General features: G+C 55.3%; 16 protein-coding genes and 2 tRNA genes. 7 read left to right on the top strand and 11 right to left on the bottom strand.

Going from position 1 to position 16,482, the window contains the following annotated elements; all coding sequences use genetic code 11:
* Positions 1-135 precede the first annotated feature (135 nt).
* Both QMQ05_RS07550 and QMQ05_RS07545 read right to left on the bottom strand, forming a co-directional pair.
* Positions 136-555 carry a class I SAM-dependent methyltransferase gene (locus QMQ05_RS07550; RefSeq protein ID WP_345474321.1) on the bottom strand — a complete coding sequence of 140 codons (420 nt, stop codon included), beginning with the start codon at positions 553-555 and terminating at the stop codon, positions 136-138.
* Between the two features lie 305 nt (positions 556-860).
* Positions 861-936: transfer RNA gene (locus QMQ05_RS07545), tRNA-Val, on the bottom strand.
* A gap of 404 nt (positions 937-1,340) precedes the next feature.
* Here QMQ05_RS07545 and QMQ05_RS07540 point away from each other — a divergent pair.
* Entirely contained in the window at positions 1,341-1,631 is a 291-nt protein-coding gene (locus QMQ05_RS07540; RefSeq protein WP_345474319.1) for a hypothetical protein, read from the top strand.
* 90 nt (positions 1,632-1,721) lie between these two features.
* Here QMQ05_RS07540 and QMQ05_RS07535 read toward each other — a convergent pair.
* From QMQ05_RS07535 to QMQ05_RS07525, 3 genes are all read right to left on the bottom strand, one after another.
* Positions 1,722-1,797 (bottom strand) — tRNA-Val (locus QMQ05_RS07535).
* 116 nt (positions 1,798-1,913) lie between these two features.
* On the bottom strand, positions 1,914-2,363 hold the full coding sequence (locus QMQ05_RS07530; RefSeq protein ID WP_345474317.1) for a redoxin domain-containing protein: 450 nt from the start codon (positions 2,361-2,363) through the stop codon (positions 1,914-1,916).
* A complete protein-coding gene (locus tag QMQ05_RS07525) occupies positions 2,363-2,737 on the bottom strand; it encodes a DUF3052 domain-containing protein (RefSeq protein WP_345474674.1) in 375 nt (124 codons plus the stop codon). Before QMQ05_RS07525 ends, QMQ05_RS07530 begins: the two co-directional genes overlap by 1 nt.
* Positions 2,738-3,141: 404 nt before the next feature.
* Between QMQ05_RS07525 and aceE the strand changes: the two genes are divergently transcribed.
* The 6 genes from aceE (at position 3,142) to QMQ05_RS07495 (ending at position 10,925) form a co-directional block, all read left to right on the top strand.
* Positions 3,142-5,886 (top strand): pyruvate dehydrogenase (acetyl-transferring), homodimeric type, encoded by a 2,745-nt coding sequence (gene aceE, locus QMQ05_RS07520; protein WP_345474315.1) that lies wholly within the window; start codon positions 3,142-3,144, stop codon positions 5,884-5,886.
* Positions 5,887-6,021: 135 nt separating this feature from the next.
* Positions 6,022-7,233 (top strand): PucR family transcriptional regulator, encoded by a 1,212-nt coding sequence (locus QMQ05_RS07515; RefSeq protein WP_334121597.1) that lies wholly within the window; start codon positions 6,022-6,024, stop codon positions 7,231-7,233.
* Between the two features lie 176 nt (positions 7,234-7,409).
* The gene (locus QMQ05_RS07510) at positions 7,410-8,333 is read left to right on the top strand and encodes an ACP S-malonyltransferase (protein WP_345474312.1); all 924 of its coding nucleotides are present in this window, start codon (positions 7,410-7,412) and stop codon (positions 8,331-8,333) included.
* A 213-nt stretch (positions 8,334-8,546) separates the two neighbouring features.
* Complete coding sequence (locus tag QMQ05_RS07505) at positions 8,547-8,792, top strand: acyl carrier protein (RefSeq protein ID WP_022876609.1); 246 nt, start codon at positions 8,547-8,549, stop codon at positions 8,790-8,792.
* Positions 8,793-8,914: 122 nt separating this feature from the next.
* Positions 8,915-10,162 carry a beta-ketoacyl-[acyl-carrier-protein] synthase family protein gene (locus tag QMQ05_RS07500; protein WP_058255056.1) on the top strand — a complete coding sequence of 416 codons (1,248 nt, stop codon included), beginning with the start codon at positions 8,915-8,917 and terminating at the stop codon, positions 10,160-10,162.
* Positions 10,163-10,349: 187 nt separating this feature from the next.
* Positions 10,350-10,925 carry a dihydrofolate reductase family protein gene (locus QMQ05_RS07495; RefSeq protein ID WP_345474308.1) on the top strand — a complete coding sequence of 192 codons (576 nt, stop codon included), beginning with the start codon at positions 10,350-10,352 and terminating at the stop codon, positions 10,923-10,925.
* Here the strand turns inward: QMQ05_RS07495 and QMQ05_RS07490 are convergent.
* From QMQ05_RS07490 to QMQ05_RS07465, 6 genes are all read right to left on the bottom strand, one after another.
* Positions 10,922-11,308 (bottom strand): VOC family protein, encoded by a 387-nt coding sequence (locus QMQ05_RS07490; protein WP_345474307.1) that lies wholly within the window; start codon positions 11,306-11,308, stop codon positions 10,922-10,924. The genes QMQ05_RS07495 and QMQ05_RS07490 overlap by 4 nt on opposite strands.
* A gap of 296 nt (positions 11,309-11,604) precedes the next feature.
* Positions 11,605-12,108, bottom strand: a complete 504-nt coding sequence (locus QMQ05_RS07485) for a DUF3145 domain-containing protein (RefSeq protein WP_058254200.1) — start codon at positions 12,106-12,108, stop codon at positions 11,605-11,607.
* 142 nt (positions 12,109-12,250) lie between these two features.
* Entirely contained in the window at positions 12,251-13,249 is a 999-nt protein-coding gene (locus tag QMQ05_RS07480; protein ID WP_434063185.1) for a tyrosine recombinase XerC, read from the bottom strand.
* A 25-nt stretch (positions 13,250-13,274) separates the two neighbouring features.
* Positions 13,275-14,519: a DNA-processing protein DprA gene (dprA, locus tag QMQ05_RS07475; RefSeq protein WP_345474304.1), complete on the bottom strand. Its 1,245-nt coding sequence runs from the start codon at positions 14,517-14,519 to the stop codon at positions 13,275-13,277.
* 9 nt (positions 14,520-14,528) lie between these two features.
* Positions 14,529-16,082, bottom strand: a complete 1,554-nt coding sequence (locus tag QMQ05_RS07470) for a YifB family Mg chelatase-like AAA ATPase (protein ID WP_345474302.1) — start codon at positions 16,080-16,082, stop codon at positions 14,529-14,531.
* A complete protein-coding gene (locus QMQ05_RS07465) occupies positions 16,079-16,441 on the bottom strand; it encodes a YraN family protein (RefSeq protein WP_345474300.1) in 363 nt (120 codons plus the stop codon). The genes QMQ05_RS07470 and QMQ05_RS07465 overlap by 4 nt, the downstream gene beginning before the upstream one ends.
* Positions 16,442-16,482: the final 41 nt, after the last annotated feature.

The following is a 16,482-nucleotide window of genomic DNA, read 5'->3' as shown; positions in this document are numbered from 1 at the left end:
TGTACTCCTTGTGAATTGGATCGAACAACGAACAAAACTGACACTACTTGGGCTTTTCAAGAATTGGCTGTTCGAAACCATGGCATTAACTGGAGGCTCTTGAATTGTTTGAATTCTCAAACTAAGGTTTGCAGATCAATTTTGATAATCATTGCGACCGAGTATCGCAACGAGGAAATCCTCGGACGGTAACTGCAAATCCCAGCTGGAGAATCTCTGTTGAATCTCAAGACCGGCTTGCGTCGCGTCTGCTTCGAAAACATCGAAGTCGTATCCACGACCTGCACCGAACCCTACGATCATTCGACCATTGGGGGCGAGCAGATCGTGCAAGTTTTTCAAGGCTGGCAATCGTTCGGAATGTGAAAGGAAAGTGAGGACATTGCCGGCAGAGACGATGAGATCAAATTCGTGCGGTCCTGCGAAAGTGGATTCAAGGCTAAAACTCGCCAAATTTCCGACCATCCACTGCGCCTCCGGATAGTCACTTCGGGCCACATCAACCAAATCGGGATCCAGGTCAACACCCACGACTTCGTGCCCCTGCATAGACAACCAGCCACCGATACGACCGGTTCCGCATCCTGCATCGAGTATCCGACTCCCCGTGTGGCCATGGCATCTACGGTGCGAGCCTCACCGAAGATATCTTGTCCTTGATCCACTAAGTTGCGCCAGCGTTGGGCATAATTCTCCGCGTGATCTGGATTGGCGCGAACAGCGCTTACCCATGCATTTTCATTCGGGACATTCATGCATCCAGTCTGTCACGCTGTTGCGCTGAAACTCACGAACCACAGTTGCAACGAAAAATCCCGTCTCAACCAGCCTGTTTAGACGAGTTGAAACGGGATTCTATTTGGTGGGCCCTACCGGGATCGAACCGATGACATTCACGGTGTAAACGTGACGCTCTACCAGCTGAGCTAAAGGCCCTCCTGCTGCGAACCGAGGAGTCAATTTCTTGGCTTCATTCGTTTTCTGCAACAAGAAATAATTTAGTACATGCGGGACTGACTTGGCAAATTGAGAGGCGCATTTTTCACAAAGAGTGCCGAGCGTCACTTCTTAGTCTCAAAAATCCAAGCAAACAATAAGACGATGACAAGTATTCCTAGCAGCTACGCAAAGCCTTATTTGTCGGTGCCATCCTCAATACTTGAAGCATGAAGAAAATGCTCGCACCCACAGGACTCCTCCTCTGCTTGGTTATTGCCTCATGCAGTAGCCAACCGGTCACTGACACCACGGCTACGACTACAAACCCCACAACAGCTCACAGCCAGACAGCCGTGCCCAAGCCGATCAGCCTGGACGGTGATTGGAAACAGAAAAATTCCATGGACGATGATGCTTACCAACTGGCCACGATCGATGGCGACGTCATCTCTATTGACTGGGTCACCAACAATGGCGATACCAAGTCCATTTACTGGGTGGGAAGTTTTGAAGCACCAAAAGACTCCACGGACTCTTTTACCTGGACTTCGGCTCGTGACCGCAAGGCAACTGATACCGCGCTCATGGCCTCTAGCGACGACAACAAGAAATTCACGTACAACAATGGCGAGATTTCTTACGAGGCAGGAATCATGGGGACAAGCACCACGGTGCGTTTAGCTAAAGAATGACCATCCGGCACTGAAACTAGTTCCCACCCTGATTCCGACTTTCCGCAGGGAACAAAAAACCTCGATCCACTTGGATCGAGGTTTTTTATTTGGTGGGCCCTACCGGGATCGAACCGATGACATTCACGGTGTAAACGTGACGCTCTACCAGCTGAGCTAAAGGCCCTAACCTTGTTCGCTTTGAAAGCCAACGAGGAATAACTCTACAGAGATATTTGGTAACGCGCAAATCGAAAGTTGCAGAATTCGCGTGAACTGAAACACATCCTCTTTTGGGATGCCTTAAAGCCCGTCAACCGCGTGTTTGTAGTCTTCAATTTTGCGCGCTTCACCCATGCCACTGCGGAAGAGGTTTCGCACGACACCATCTTCAAGCAGCAACGAAACACGAGTTGCTACTCCTTGTTGCTCGTCAAAGGCGCCCATCTGATTGGCGACTTCACCATGGGGCCAAAAATCCGCAAGAAGCTCAAATTTGATCCCTAAAGATTCCGCATAGCTGCGCAGAGTGAACTTATGATCCACGGAGATACCAACGATTCGCACATTTCGCTTTGCAAAGTACTCATAGCTCTCGTTCAAAGCCTCTAGCTCAGAACCGCAGACGCGAGAAAATGCCCATGGATAGAAGACAACCAGCACCCGGCCTTCAGAAAGCCCGGTGCTGGTTACCGATTCGCCATATTGGTTTTGCAGCGAAAAATCGAACAGGCGTGAACCTGTTTGAATCATTAGTTCTTCTTGCGAGGTGCTAGGCGAATTGCGGACCAGTCCTGCGAGACACCTTCGCTGGTGGTTACGTGCAGACCGGCACTGGGTGCCTCCTGCTGAATTAGTGCTGGGGATACGTGACCTTCACGGCCTTGCTTTGGTGTTAGCAGCCAAACAACGCCACTTTCTTCCAAGCAGTTCAACGCGTCCATCAACGAGTCAACAAGGTCTCCATCGCCATCGCGCCACCAGAAGATGACTGCATCGACAACGTCATGGTCCTCTTCGGTGAGCAGCTCTGAACCAATCAGGTCCTCGATCGAGTCACGCAGATCGTAATCTACGTCATCGTCGTAACCCAGTTCCTGAATAAGGTTTTCATTTTGGAAGCCCATCTTTTTAGCGGGTTCCAGATTTGCCGATACGGCGTCGCTCACTTCATTCCTCCTGCTGGTGCAAAGCGTTACTACCAACGAAACACGGTTTTCGCGTTCCATTCAAGCGCTGCAGCGATAACACGCCGAACAAATATAACCCATAATTTAGTGGGCCACCTCATATCGACATGAGCATTCGGGCGCTAGTCCTTGTACAGAGTTGTATAAGTCACTTTATATATCATATTTAAGCTGTTTTTAGCGACGAAATATGCTCCCACGCCTGCGTAAATGACATTAGAGTTGCATATGAACCGACAGTGCACATCACTCCAGTGTTACTGCACCCGTTGTCCCAAAACCGTTGCATCGCAGTGAAAAACTGCAACGCGCCGGAGCCGCAATTCAATCAAGGAGCTTCCGTGGCTGTAGAGGAACACATCTCCCAGATCCGTAGCGGGTTGACTTACCAGCTTTCAGATCAGGATCCTGAAGAAACTCAGGAATGGATGGACTCGTTTGATTCTCTCGTAGAATCCCAGGGCACCGAGCGTGCTCAGTTCATTATCCGCTCGCTACTGCAGCGTGCAGGTGCCAAGTCCGTGGGTGTCCCCCATGTGACCACCACCGACTACGTGAACACTATTCCTGTAGACCAGGAACCAGAATTCCCCGGCGATGAGGCCATCGAACGCCGCTACCGCGCTTTCATGCGTTGGAATGCAGCCATCATGGTGCACCGCGCACAGAACCCAGCCATCGGCGTTGGCGGACACATCTCCACCTACGCTGGTGCCGCCACCCTCTACGAAGTGGGCTTCAACCACTTCTTCCGTGGCAAGAACCACCCAGGTGGTGGCGACCAGGTCTTCTTCCAGGGCCACGCCTCCCCAGGTATGTACGCTCGCGCGTTCCTCGAAGGTCGTTTGTCCGAAGAGGACATGGACGGCTTCCGCCAGGAGCACTCCAAGGAAGGCCATGCGCTTCCTTCCTACCCACACCCACGCAACCTGCCTGAGTTCTGGGAATTCCCGACCGTATCGATGGGTATCGGCCCAGCAAACGCCATCTACCAGGCACAGCTGAACCGCTACCTGCACAACCGTGGCATCAAGGACACCTCCGACCAGCAGGTCTGGGCGTTCCTCGGCGACGGCGAAATGGATGAGCCAGAGTCGCGCGGCTTCTTGCAGCTGGCTGCCAACGAAAAGTTGGATAACCTGAACTTCGTCATCAACTGCAACCTGCAGCGCCTGGACGGCCCGGTTCGCGGTAACGGCAAGATCATGCAGGAACTGGAAGCCTTCTTCCGCGGTGCCGGCTGGAATGTCATCAAGGTCACCTGGGGCCGCGAATGGGATGCCCTGCTCGAAGCAGATAAGACCAACGCCCTGGTTGACATCATGAACCAGACCCCGGATGGCGACTACCAGACCTACAAGGCTGAGTCCGGCGCCTTCGTGCGTGAGCACTTCTTCGGTCAGCGCCCGGAAACCAAGGAATTGGTTGCCAACATGAGCGATGACGAGATCTGGAACCTGAAGCGTGGTGGCCACGACTACCACAAGGTGTACGCAGCATATAAGGCAGCCGTTGAGTTCAAGGGCAAGCCAACTGTCATCCTGGCCAAGACCGTTAAGGGTTATGGCCTCGGTTCGCACTTCGAGGCTCGCAACGCGACCCACCAGATGAAGAAGCTGACCATGGAAGACCTCAAGCAGTTCCGTGATCACCTGCGTATCCCGATCACCGACGAGCAGCTAGAAGCCGACCTATACTCGCCACCGTACTACCGCCCAGCGCAGGATTCGGCCGAGTTCAAGTACATGATGGAACGCCGTGAGGCCCTAGGCGGAGCGGTACCATCGCGTCGCAAGGAAACCTCCGTCAAGCTCCCACTACCAGGTGATAAGGCCTACGCCATCGCCAAGCGTGGATCCGGTAAGCAGCAGGCAGCCACCACCATGGCCTTCGTCCGCTTGCTCAAGGACCTGATGCGTGACAAGGAATTCGGTCACCGCATTGTGCCGATCGTCCCTGATGAATCGCGCACCTTCGGTATGGACTCCTTCTTCCCGACCGCCAAGATCTACAACCCAGGTGGCCAGAACTACCTGTCCGTAGACCGCGACCTGGTTCTGGCCTACAAGGAATCCCCTCAGGGTCAGCTGATCCACCCGGGCATCAACGAAGCCGGCGCCGTCGCAGCCTTCACCGCTGCCGGTACCAGCTACTCCACCCACGATGAACCGCTGATCCCGATCTACGTGTTCTACTCGATGTTCGGCTTCCAGCGCACCGGTGACCAGTTCTGGGCTGCCGGCGACCAGATGGCCCGTGGCTTCATCATCGGCGCTACCGCAGGACGCACCACCCTGACCGGTGAAGGCCTGCAGCACGCCGATGGTCACTCGCCAGTTTTGGCTTCGACCAACCCAGCGGTAATCACCTACGATCCTGCTTACGGTTACGAAATCGGCCACATCATGCGCTCCGGTCTGGACCGCATGTACGGCGGAACCCACCAGGATCCAAACGTGATGTACTACCTGACCGTGTACAACGAGCCAATCAGCCAGCCAGCTGAGCCGGAAGACGTTGACGTGGAAGGCATCATCAAGGGCATCCACCTGCTCAAGGAAGCTACCACCGACGGCCCACGCGCACAGCTGTTGGCCTCCGGTGTGGCCGTGCCATGGGCACTAGAAGCACAGGAAATCCTTGCCGAAGAGTGGGGCGTTTCCGCCGATGTTTGGTCGGTTACCTCGTGGAACGAACTGGCTCGCGACGGCATGAACGCCGACGCTGAGGTTCTGGTTGATCCTTCCAAGGCTCGTCGCACCCCATATGTGACCAGCAAGTTGGAGTCCACCCCAGGCCCAGTCATCGCGACCACCGACTACATGCGTGCGGTGCCTGAGCAGATCCGCCCTTACGTCCCAGGTGAATTCCACACCTTGGGTGCGGACGGATTCGGTTTCTCGGACACCCGTGCAGCAGCTCGTCGCTTCTTCAAGATCGATGCCCACTCGCTGGTGGTCCAGACCTTGCAGTCGCTGGTTGAGCGTGGCGAGATCCCTGCGGACACCGCAGTGAAGGCTCACGCTAAGTACGATCTGAACAACCCGAATGCTGGCAAGTCCGGTAATGCAGGCGGCGACGCCTAAAGTACCTCCGGTCTAGGCAGCTGATGCCACCTTCTGCGCCTGCCGTACCACGAATAACTCGTGGTACGGCAGGCGCTTTTTAATAACCCTGTCTGACATGCGCATCGCAGGCAAAAAGTCACTAAGCTTGAAGTCATGAGTCCCGAACTCGATGCCGCCACGCCGAACCCTCGAACCAGCCACCATCACCAACCGCCCAGCGCCCAGACACTCAAGCGACTTCAAAGCCATATTGGAGTGTTATCCACTTCGGCCCTCAAGTACCTGGAGCAGCAGCTGCCGTGGTACCGCTCGCTGGATCCTAATGAGCGCGCGGCCATTGGTCTGATCGCCCAAAAAGGCATCTCCACTTTTGTTACCTGGTACGAGGACCCATCAGCTACCCCGTCCTGGGTGGTCACCGATGTTTTTGGGGCAGCCCCCACGGAACTGACCCGTTCCATCTCCTTGCAGAAGGCTTTGGGGCTGCTGCGCACCATTGTTGAGGTGGTGGAATCTCAGGTTCCCGACATCGCCACCGAATCCGAACAGGCCGCCCTACGTGAGGCGGTGCTGCGTTATTCGCGTGAGGTTGCCTTTGCTGCCGCCGATGTTTATGCCCGGGCCGCAGAAACGCGCGGCGCGTGGGACTCTAGGTTAGAGGCCCATGTGGTTGATGCGGTGCTGCACGGTGAACCTCATGATTCCTTGGCTTCACGCATTGCCGCCATTGGATGGAAGTCCCAAAAGAACATCCGCATCATGGTCGGCACCACCCCGTCGGCCAACTCGGCCACCTTCGTTTCGACCCTGCGCCGAGTCGCCACTCGCTATTCACGTGACTCACTGGTCGGGGTGCTTGGGGATCGTTCGGTGCTGATGCTCTCGGATACCAAATTTGAGGAAGTAGACCTCACCCGTTTCACGCGGTTCTTCGGCCCGGGTCCGGTGGTCTATTCTCCCTTGGCCCCCACAGTGAAGGACATGCATCATGCAGCGGTGGCAGCGGTCGCCGGCTACAGCGCGGCGCGTGCCTGGCCACAAGCACCGAATCCGGTCAGCGCCGATGACCTCTGGCCAGAGCGAGCCAGCAATGGGGATCAACTAGCACGCACCGCCCTGATTGAACAGGTCTACCAGCCACTGCAACATGCCTCCAACGGATTGCTCGATACCCTCTCCAGTTACCTAGCCCTAGGCCATTCCTTGGAGGGTACCGCGCGCGAGCTCTTTGTCCACGCCAATACGGTGCGTTATCGTCTCAAGCGGGTCAGCGAGGTCAGCGGCTGGGACCCGTTGGTACCTCGTGATGCGTTTGTCCTGCAGTCTGCGCTTCTTTACGGACGTCTACATGAGATCAACTTGTAGGCTTCACCCAAAGAGAGTGCATGACCCACAACACTATTTTGCTCGCGCATAGCGCATTACATGGGAACTTTACTTCCCGATAAGATAGGCTTTTGTAGAGTTCCTACAAACAGTCACCTTGAGCTTGGTACCGAAATGAAGCGCCAAAAGCTCCTAGAATTTGGAAAGCTGTAAGAGTGTTAGCAATCGTTTGCCCCGGACAGGGCTCCCAGACCCCAGGTTTCCTCGCCGAATGGCTCGAAGTTGAAGGCGTTGCCGATCACCTGGCAACCCTAAGCACCATCACCGAGCGAGACCTCACCGCCCACGGCACGGTTTCCGACGAAGAAACCATCAAGGACACCGCAGTGGCCCAGCCGCTGATTGTGGCCGCCGGATTAGTCACTGCTCGTGCACTCTTTGGTGATCAGCTACCAGCGGGGAGCATCGTTGCTGGCCACTCCGTTGGCGAGATCACCGCTTCAGCTCTGACTGGTGCACTGAATGAAGCCGACGCCATGAACTTCGTGAAGGTCCGTGCCAACGCAATGGCCGAGGCAGCAGCCGCAACTCCTACCGGCATGGCCGCAGTGCTTGGTGGCGACCCAGAGGAAGTCTTAGAGACCCTAAACGGTTTAGGCCTGACCCCGGCCAACGCCAATGGTGGCGGACAGATCGTTGCAGCCGGCACCACCGAGCAACTCGCAGAATTGGCCGAGAATCCTCCAGCCAAGGCCCGCGTGATCCCACTGAAGGTCGCCGGAGCGTTCCACACTGCCCACATGCAGCCTGCGGTAGGTGTCCTGAAGGAATTGGCCGACACCCTCACCCCGGCTGAACCACAGGTGCAGTTGCTCTCCAACTTTGATGGTCAGCCGGTCACCGACGGCCAAGCGAACCTCGACTCCCTCGTCGCTCAGGTCTCACGCCCAGTGCGCTGGGATCTATGCATGGAGACCCTAGCTGCTGCTGGAGTCACCGGCGTACTTGAGCTAGCACCTGCTGGCACCTTGGTGGGTCTGGCTCGCCGCGGACTCAAGGGCGTTAAGACCTTGGCGGTGAAGACGCCAGCAGATCTTGAAGCTGCCAAGGCGTTCATTGCCGAGCACACCAGCAACTAATAGGCTTCACTCAAAGATTTGGGCGACGAACCTGTCATGATGCCACCGGCGAGCTCATCTCTGACCTAAGCTTTAAACCGACGAAACTGCGTTGTGTAACTCATGCATCAAAGTTTCAGCAGATTGGCTTGAGACGGATTCCTGTTCGCAGGAATCTGTACCGGCCGCAAAGAACACCGGAGTCCTCCGGCAACTGAAGAAAAGGAGCCATCCATGGCTAGCAACGAAGAAATCCTGGCGGGCCTCGCCGAAATCGTAAACTCCGAGACCGGCCTGGACGAAGCAGACGTGCAGCTGGACAAGTCCTTCACCGAGGACCTGGACATCGACTCGATCTCGATGATGACCATCGTCGTAGAAGCTGAAGAGAAGTTCGACGTGAAGATTCCGGATGAGGAAGTCAAGAACCTGAAGACCGTAGGCGACGCAGTTAACTTCATCGCTGGCGCACAGGCCTAAGCTTTCGGCGTTTATCGCCACCACCGTTGTGCGGGAAAGCCGTGCGCATCGGCCGGTACGTCAAGCCGGCCCCCCTAAATTTCTTAATTAAATTTCTTAATCGCACAGTAGAGAGTTTGATGATGGCGCGCAAAGTAGTGATCACCGGTCTCGGAGCCACCACTCCTATCGGCGGGGATGTCCCCACCCTATGGGAGAACGCTTTGAAGGGCGTTTCCGGCGCCGCAACCCTAGAAGATTCCTGGGTCGAGGAGTTTGACCTTCCGGTCACCTTCGCTGCGCGCGCTACCGTTCAGCCAACCGAGGTCCTCACCCGTCCGGAAACCAAGCGTATGGACCCATCCACGCAGTTCGCTGTGGTGGCCTCGCGTGAAGCTTGGGCAGACTCGGGTCTGAGCAAGGATGACATCGACCAGAACAAGCTGGCTGTGGCCTTCGCTACCGGTATTGGTGGCGTGTGGACCCTGCTCAACGCTTGGGACACCCTGCGCGAAAAGGGCCCACGCCGCGTCTTGCCGATGACCGTACCAATGCTGATGCCTAACGGTCCAGCTGCCGCGGTCTCGCTGGATCTTGGTGCTGCCGCAGGCGCACACACCCCAGTGTCTGCCTGTGCATCGGGCACCGAAGCCATGCACGTAGGTCTGGAACTGATCCGTTCCGGCAAGGCTGATGTTGTCATGGTCGGTGGCGCTGAAGCAGCCATCCACCCAATGCCAATGGCTGCGTTCTCCTCCATGCACGCACTCTCGCGTCGTAATGACGATCCGGCCAAGGCATCACGACCATATGACATTGACCGCGATGGCTTCGTCATGGGTGAAGGCGCTGGCGCCCTGGTACTTGAGGCTGAAGAGCACGCACTGGCTCGTGGCGCTCGTATCTACGCGGAGCTGGCCGGCTCTTCGGTCACCTCGGATGCTCACCACATCACCGCACCGGATCCAGATGGCATGGGTGCAACTCGTGCGCTGAAGGCAGCCATGTTCGATGGCCGCATCCAGCCAGAGGACGTCGTGCATGTGAATGCACACGCCACCTCTACCCCTGTGGGCGACGCCCCAGAATACACCGCGTTGAAGAACGCTCTGGGCGATCACCTGGATAACGTGTGGGTTTCGGCAACCAAGTCGCAGATGGGCCACCTGCTCGGTGCTTCTGGCGCCGTTGAATCGGTCCTGTGTGCATTGGCTGTCTACCACCGCACCACTCCGGTCACCATCAACCTGGACAACCAGGACCCAGCAATCCCATTGAAGGTTGTCACCGGTAAGCCTGAGGCATTGCCAGCAGAAGGCAATATCGTGGCGCTGAATAACTCCTTCGGTTTCGGTGGCCACAACGCAGTTGTTGCTATCCGTAGCGTTTAGTTTGAGCTCGGATTTCTAGGCTGAGGCATCAATGGGCTGGTTCAAGGACATTCCTTGAACCAGCCCATTGCCGTTTAATTCTGAGACTTCAGGTGGATTTGTTGTCCCTCTGAGTCCCCACTTGTTACGCTCAAGATCCGCCCACTTGGCGCGGATTTTTGTAGTCCCACCGGCCAAAGGAGTCATTGTGCGCACACTGATCGCTACCTCGTTCATCTCACTGGATGGAGTTGTAGAAGCTCCTGGCGGCGAACCGGATTATCGCAACTCCGGCTGGACTATGAATAGCGTCGAGTTCGACCCCGCCGCATACGAGCTGAAAGGCACCGAGCAAGCCGAAGCCTCAGCAATGTTACTTGGCAGGATTAGCTACCAGGCTTTCTCCCCCGTTTGGCCTTCAATGACCGAAGAATTTCCACGCTATAACGCGATGCCAAAATATGTTCTCTCCACTACTTTGGGCGAGAAAGACCTCGTTGATAACTGGGGTGAGACCACGATCCTGCGCTCAATTTCTGATGTCGCCAGGCTGCGTGCAGGCGAAGGTGGTCCCATCAGTATTCATGGGTCGGCAACGTTGGTTCGTTCCTTGCAAGAGCACCAGCTGATTGACCGTTACAACTTGCTGGTCTTCCCTGTGCTACTTGGAGCAGGCAAACGTCTGTTCAGTCAAGAAAGCTTGGACGCACAAAAGCTGCATCTGGTCGATTCACAAACCTACTCCAACGGTATTCAGAAGAATGTATTCGACGTCCTGCGCTAACTATCTGCTGACAAATACCCCTTGGTGATCAACTCCAGGTAGTGCCCCGATGGATCTAGGAGATAGACTCCCCTGCCTTCGTGCTCGTGGTTAATGGTGCCGGGCTGCAGACGTTGCGGGTCAGCCCAATGTTCGAGTTTCAAAGCGCAAATTTTTTGATATGCCCGGTCAAAGTGTTCCTCGCTCAGCAAGAAGGCGTAGTGCTGTGGCGGAAACTCAATCGGTGGCGTTGCGAACTGCAATAGCACGCCGTCATCAAGGCTAATGTTGCAGAACGGCCCCCAACTCGGTGCAGGGTCGGCTTCGAGCAGATCAGTGTAGAACTCTGCCATATGTTCTGGATCCAGAGAAGCAATAATTGTGTGGTTGAATCGTGCGGTCATTTCTCCCTTTCATCGTGTGTCCGAAAATTCGCTTGCTTGAAAGTTTCGTTCACGGGGAGGTCCGCGGATCAGGGAACGACCAGATAGCCGTTCCGGGAGTGGCTGCTTGGAGCCTGACTGGTCTTCATCGCCACGATTCTAGCATCACTATTCAACGCACTTAGACAGCAGTGCATTAAAGGCGAGGAGTGGAATCCCGATTTTTCGAGATCCCACTCCTCTTGGTAACAACCCCGCACCACCGGGGCCTAACTGGGTGCAGTTGTAAATTCACCCAGAGATTTAATAACCAGTTGTTATACCACCTGGTTGAGCCATCGAACAGGCGCTTCGTCTCCTGCATGACGGAAGGGCTCAAGTTCTTCGTCCCACGCTTCACCAAGCGCAATAGACATTTCTTGATAGAAAATGGATGGGTTTCCGTCGCCCTTTTCATAGGCCCAACGGATTCGTTCTTCACCGATCATGATATTTCCTGCTACATCCACGGTGGCATGGAAGATGCCCAAATCCGGGGTTACAGACCATCGGCTACCGTCGGCGCCTGGGCTTGGTTCTTCAGTGATTTCGAAACGAAGATGCTGCCATCCGTGCATTTCGCTGGTGAGTAGCGCACCCGTGCCTTGGGGTCCTACCCACTCAATTTCGGCGCGACAAAATCCGGGTGCTACGCGCTGTTCGGTCCAGTCCATCTTGACTGGAGTTCCGAGCACGGACCCAATTGCCCATTCGAGATGTGGGCATAGCGCTGCAGGGGCGGAATGTACAAAAATCACGCCTCTGGTCATCGGTGCAGACATGCCATCCTCCGTTGCGGTGTTGATCGTCTTCCCCTACGTCAACATCGAACAGGTGCTTGCGCCTCCGATAGTTCTATTTTGCCCGATGAAGGGCACTTTTCGCCACCCAGATCCGGGATATTCACAGATTGGGTGGAATTCTTCAGGCCCGAGGATGCGCTTGCCGATAACTTTGGCGTAAACGATCAACTGATACGTGCGTGTACAGCTGAGTCGTGGCCAATGATGCGTGACCGAGAAACTCTTGAACCGCTCGAAGGTCCGCCCCACCGTCGAGCAAATGGGTTGCCACGGTGTGGCGTAAAGCGTGCGGGCCACTTGCTGAGGTATCACCAAGAGACTTTAGGGCTGTAGCGATGACTTCTCGTGCCTGTCGCACGTTAAGCCTAGAGCCTCGGACTCCAACCAACAAGGCGTCGCCTGCCGATTCTGTAGCGAGGATTTTGCGATGAGAGCGTATCCAGTCGATGATCACGCGCTCTGCAGGCTTTCCAAAAGGAACAACTCGTTCTTTGTTACCTTTACCGAGGACTCTTAAGGTCCTTCGTTCAAAGTCAATGTCCGCAATATCCAGTGCAACTAACTCACTAATTCGCAACCCAGACGCGTAAAGCAATTCCGCGATGACTTTGTCCCTGCACGCCACAGCCAACGACTTAACATCGTTATCCTTGCGCGTGCTCTGCTCTCCAGCCTTCGAATCATCTTCAACTGGCGCTTCGTCCTCCGAAAGCAAACGATTAATCTGGCTGGGCTGAAGCACATGAGGTAGGCGTCGTTCTTTTTTCGGCGCTGCCAACCGCAGAGCAGGGTCGCTTTCAACGAGCTCATGTTTAAGTGCCCAAGCAAAAAAGTTCTTCACCGCGGAAATCCTGCGGGCGAGAGTCGTGCGCGAGATCTCGGATTCGTGTAGATAAGCCAGCCAATCGCGCACCATCTGAACGGTAATCAATTTCAGTGTCGGGTCACCTGCGTGATCATGGAGAAACTGTCCGAGATTACGCAGGTCGACGTCATAAGCCCGCAGGGTGTTTTCACTGCGTCCGCGTTCGCGCTGCAGATATTCGAGGTAGTCCGCGACAGGTTCTGAAAATTTTGCGGACGGACCTTGGGATTGTTTCAAGGCAGGATCTTGCTTCATCACCACTGAGCTTACCTGAATCAGCCTACTTACCTTGATAGACCAGCTTCCATGCCAGCCCATCGGTGCAAGCCATGCCGAGCGCCTCCAACCGGCCGACAGCTTTCAGCGTCTGAATCATGGGGATACCGCTACGCGTTGAGATCTCATCGACGGGCATTGACTTGCGAAAAGACAAAATGTCATAAACCATTCCTTCCTCGCGCCCCAATTGATCCGTAGATTTTTGCGGCACTAATTGTTCATGGACGCTCTGAGCACCGCCTGCGGCACCGATGAGGTCTAGGGCATCTTGCGGGGAAGTCAGTATTCCGGCGCTGCCCTCAGCTATTAGTCGGTGGCAGCCGGCAGAGTTCGGGGCAAACACACTTCCAGGAACAGCAGCAACATCTCGGCCAAGTTCCACCGCGTGGCTGACCGTGTTGAGCGCACCTGAGCGATGGCGAGCCTCGGCAACAATAACGAGGCGGCTCAAGGCAGCGATGATCCGGTTACGGTTCAAAAAGCGAAAACGTGCTGAGGTGGTGCCCGGCGGTACCTCTGAGAATAAGACACCGCGGGCCACAATTTGATTCAGCAGATTGTTATTTCCCGATGGATAGAGCCGATCAATTCCGCCAGCCATTACCGTGATGGTGGGCGGATTCGAATATGCCCAATCTTCGACCGTCAGGGCTGCCCGGTGAGCGCTCGCGTCAATGCCGTAGGCTCCGCCGGAAACTATGGTGCAACCTTGATTGGCGAGCGTACGAGCTAAGTCGAAAGTGACCTGATCTCCGTAGTCGCTCGCGTCGCGTGAGCCAACGATAGCTACGTTTCGCTCCAACGCCTGCCCGGTGATTAGTTGCGGATCATTTGCGCGCCACCACAGGCATAGCGGACGTCCAAGATTCAGATCATCAAGCTGAGTGGGCCACTGTGAATCGGAAGGAATCAGCAAGCCACCATGGTGACGTGCTGCAGTGTCTAAAGCCGCCATCGGATTACTCAGCACAAGCCTTTTGCGCCAGCGTGTCAGCGCGGTCTTGAGCTCTTGGGCCATATTTGTTGAAGTCTTAACGCCAAGAATTTCATCAACCTTCGCTTTCAGACTCATCGGAAAATAATCTTCTCGTTGGATCACACCAAGCAATTCTGCTGGGCTCATGAGCTGAAGTAGCGCACTGGCCGTGAAATCGTTGGGCTCAATGAGCTGATTCAGGTGCGCGATCGTTAGCCGGTCTTGATTCGTAGGATCAAGAACCGGAGCAATCTTCGGATTAATGGTCATCAGTCTGCCTTAACTGTTTTCGAGACTTTGCCGTAGTTGAGCTGCAATTGCCAAGTCGTCTTCGGTAGGTGCAAGATGTTGCTGTTGATCTGCCACTGTCCATGCCACTCGAAGCAGTCGGTGAATACCGCGGGCAGACAGCCCACGACGAGTCGCGAGTTGTTCTAGGGCGGCCTTGGTTTTTGCTGGATATTTCAATTCATGCCGGAGTACTTGCGTTGGTATTTGCGCGTTGCAACTTATTGAGAATTCTCGTAGTCTCTCCTGGCTACGTTCACGGGTGGCAAGAACTCGTTCGCGGATCGTGGCGCTGGACTCGTTGTCCTCGGAGCTTAGTAGTTGCGATTGATGTACCGGGTTCACCCGAACTTGCAGGTCTACCCGGTCAAGAATGGGGCCAGATAATCGGGCAAAGTAGCGTCGCCTGGCCATCGGGGTGCAGGTGCAGCCGGTTCCAGTACCGAAATTCTTGCCACAGGGGCAGGGATTCGAGGCGAGTATCAGTTGAAAGCGAGCAGGAAGACGTTGGTGTCCCTTGGCACGGGCGAGGTTGATGTAGCCTTCCTCGATAGGTTGGCGCAGAGCATCAAGCACTCCAGTATTAAACTGCGCGGCCTCATCCAAGAATAAAATCCCATGATGGGCCCGGGTAATTGCTCCGGGAATCAGCTGTGCGGTCCCACCTCCGATGAGCGCCGAAAGCGAAGCCGTATGGTGGGGTGCGACAAAGGGTGGAATCCGCTGTAATTCGTTGACCTCATGCAATCCGCCGTAGGTAATAGAATGCACCGCAGTCGCTTCCAAAGCTTGATTCTCGTCTAATGGCGGAAGGATTGACGGCAGACATTTGGCCAACATGGTTTTTCCTGCGCCGGCCGGACCAACCATGATGAGGTGGTGTCCCCCAGCTGCAGCGAGTTCCAATGCTAGGCGTGCTTCTTGTTGGCCATTAACGAGTTGTAAGTCGGCGTCTTCGGCACTGATGCCGCTTGAGGTAGGGCGCATTCGTGAGTTTGAAGTGCGCGGATGACGCAAGTAGGTTGTGATCAATTCTTCTGATGCGCCGCAGTATTGAAGAACTTGACCTAGGTGGCGGGCGGAGATCACTTCGATACCTTGAACTAGTCGTGCCTCGTTACCGTTGGCCTCGGCCACGATGACGCGTTCTAACCCATGTTCTTTGGCTAATTGCACCGCCGGCAAAACGCCGGGTACTGCCCGTAGCGTGCCGTCCAGACCCAGCTCGGCTAGATATAAGGTGGAGGGACTGACGAGCACTTGTTGATCTGCGGCCAGTGCTGCAAGCAGGATCGCAAGGTCAAAACCGGATCCGTATTTGGGCAGGGTGGCTGGCGAGAGGTTTACGGTCAATTTTCGGTTGGCTAGCGGTATGCCGGTATTGCGTGCAGCAGACTTAATCCGTTCGCGGGCTTCGCGTAGGGAAGCATCCGGTAAACCTAGGATGATGAAACCGGGGATACCGTTGCCCAGGTCTGCTTCTACTTCTACCAGTGAGACGCTGAGCCCATGGATCGCGGCGGCACTGGTGCGAGCAGTGCTCATGGCTGCACCGATTGATGCACGAAGCAGGTGTATCCCCGGCCGTCGGGATACACCTCCACTACATCTACCCGGGGTTGGGCAATGAACATCCGGTGGGCTTGAGCCCATAGGATCAGTAGCTTATGTAGCCGGTGGTATTTTTGGGCCGTGATCGCGTCAAAACCGGTTCCATAGCGGGTAGATGAGCGCGTTTTAACTTCAACGGCCACAATCTGACCGTTACTAGCGCGTGCTACGGCATCTAATTCCCCAGCGGAACAACGCCAGTTCCTGTCCAGGATCTCATAGTGGTTCTCGCTGAGATATTGGGTGGCCGCAAGTTCCCCGGCTGCACCCAACCTTTGTGCCGCAGTGCGCATGATGACTCCTGGATGTTTGAACTATTCGTTGCAAACATCGT

Origin of the sequence: Glutamicibacter sp. B1 (assembly GCF_039602135.1) — a bacterium.
In the GTDB taxonomy this organism is placed as follows: Bacteria; Actinomycetota; Actinomycetes; order Actinomycetales; family Micrococcaceae; genus Glutamicibacter; species Glutamicibacter ectropisis.
This window is presented reverse-complemented; position numbering and strand designations above follow the sequence as displayed.

Bases quoted from the DNA above. Each gene is read 5' to 3' on its own strand.
- QMQ05_RS07540 (WP_345474319.1), top strand. From the start codon at position 1,341: ATGGACGATGATGCTTACCAACTGGCCACGATCGATGGCGACGTCATC.
- QMQ05_RS07485 (WP_058254200.1), bottom strand. From the start codon at position 12,108: ATGTCTGCACCGATGACCAGAGGCGTGATTTTTGTACATTCCGCCCCT.
- dprA (WP_345474304.1), bottom strand. From the start codon at position 14,519: ATGACCATTAATCCGAAGATTGCTCCGGTTCTTGATCCTACGAATCAA.
- QMQ05_RS07530 (WP_345474317.1), bottom strand. From the start codon at position 2,363: ATGATTCAAACAGGTTCACGCCTGTTCGATTTTTCGCTGCAAAACCAA.
- QMQ05_RS07465 (WP_345474300.1), bottom strand. From the start codon at position 16,441: ATGCGCACTGCGGCACAAAGGTTGGGTGCAGCCGGGGAACTTGCGGCC.
- QMQ05_RS07525 (WP_345474674.1), bottom strand. From the start codon at position 2,737: ATGGGCTTCCAAAATGAAAACCTTATTCAGGAACTGGGTTACGACGAT.
- QMQ05_RS07480 (WP_434063185.1), bottom strand. From the start codon at position 13,249: ATGAAGCAAGATCCTGCCTTGAAACAATCCCAAGGTCCGTCCGCAAAA.
- QMQ05_RS07515 (WP_334121597.1), top strand. From the start codon at position 6,022: ATGAGTCCCGAACTCGATGCCGCCACGCCGAACCCTCGAACCAGCCAC.
- QMQ05_RS07505 (WP_022876609.1), top strand. From the start codon at position 8,547: ATGGCTAGCAACGAAGAAATCCTGGCGGGCCTCGCCGAAATCGTAAAC.
- QMQ05_RS07490 (WP_345474307.1), bottom strand. From the start codon at position 11,308: ATGACCGCACGATTCAACCACACAATTATTGCTTCTCTGGATCCAGAA.
- QMQ05_RS07470 (WP_345474302.1), bottom strand. From the start codon at position 16,082: ATGAGCACTGCTCGCACCAGTGCCGCCGCGATCCATGGGCTCAGCGTC.
- QMQ05_RS07500 (WP_058255056.1), top strand. From the start codon at position 8,915: ATGGCGCGCAAAGTAGTGATCACCGGTCTCGGAGCCACCACTCCTATC.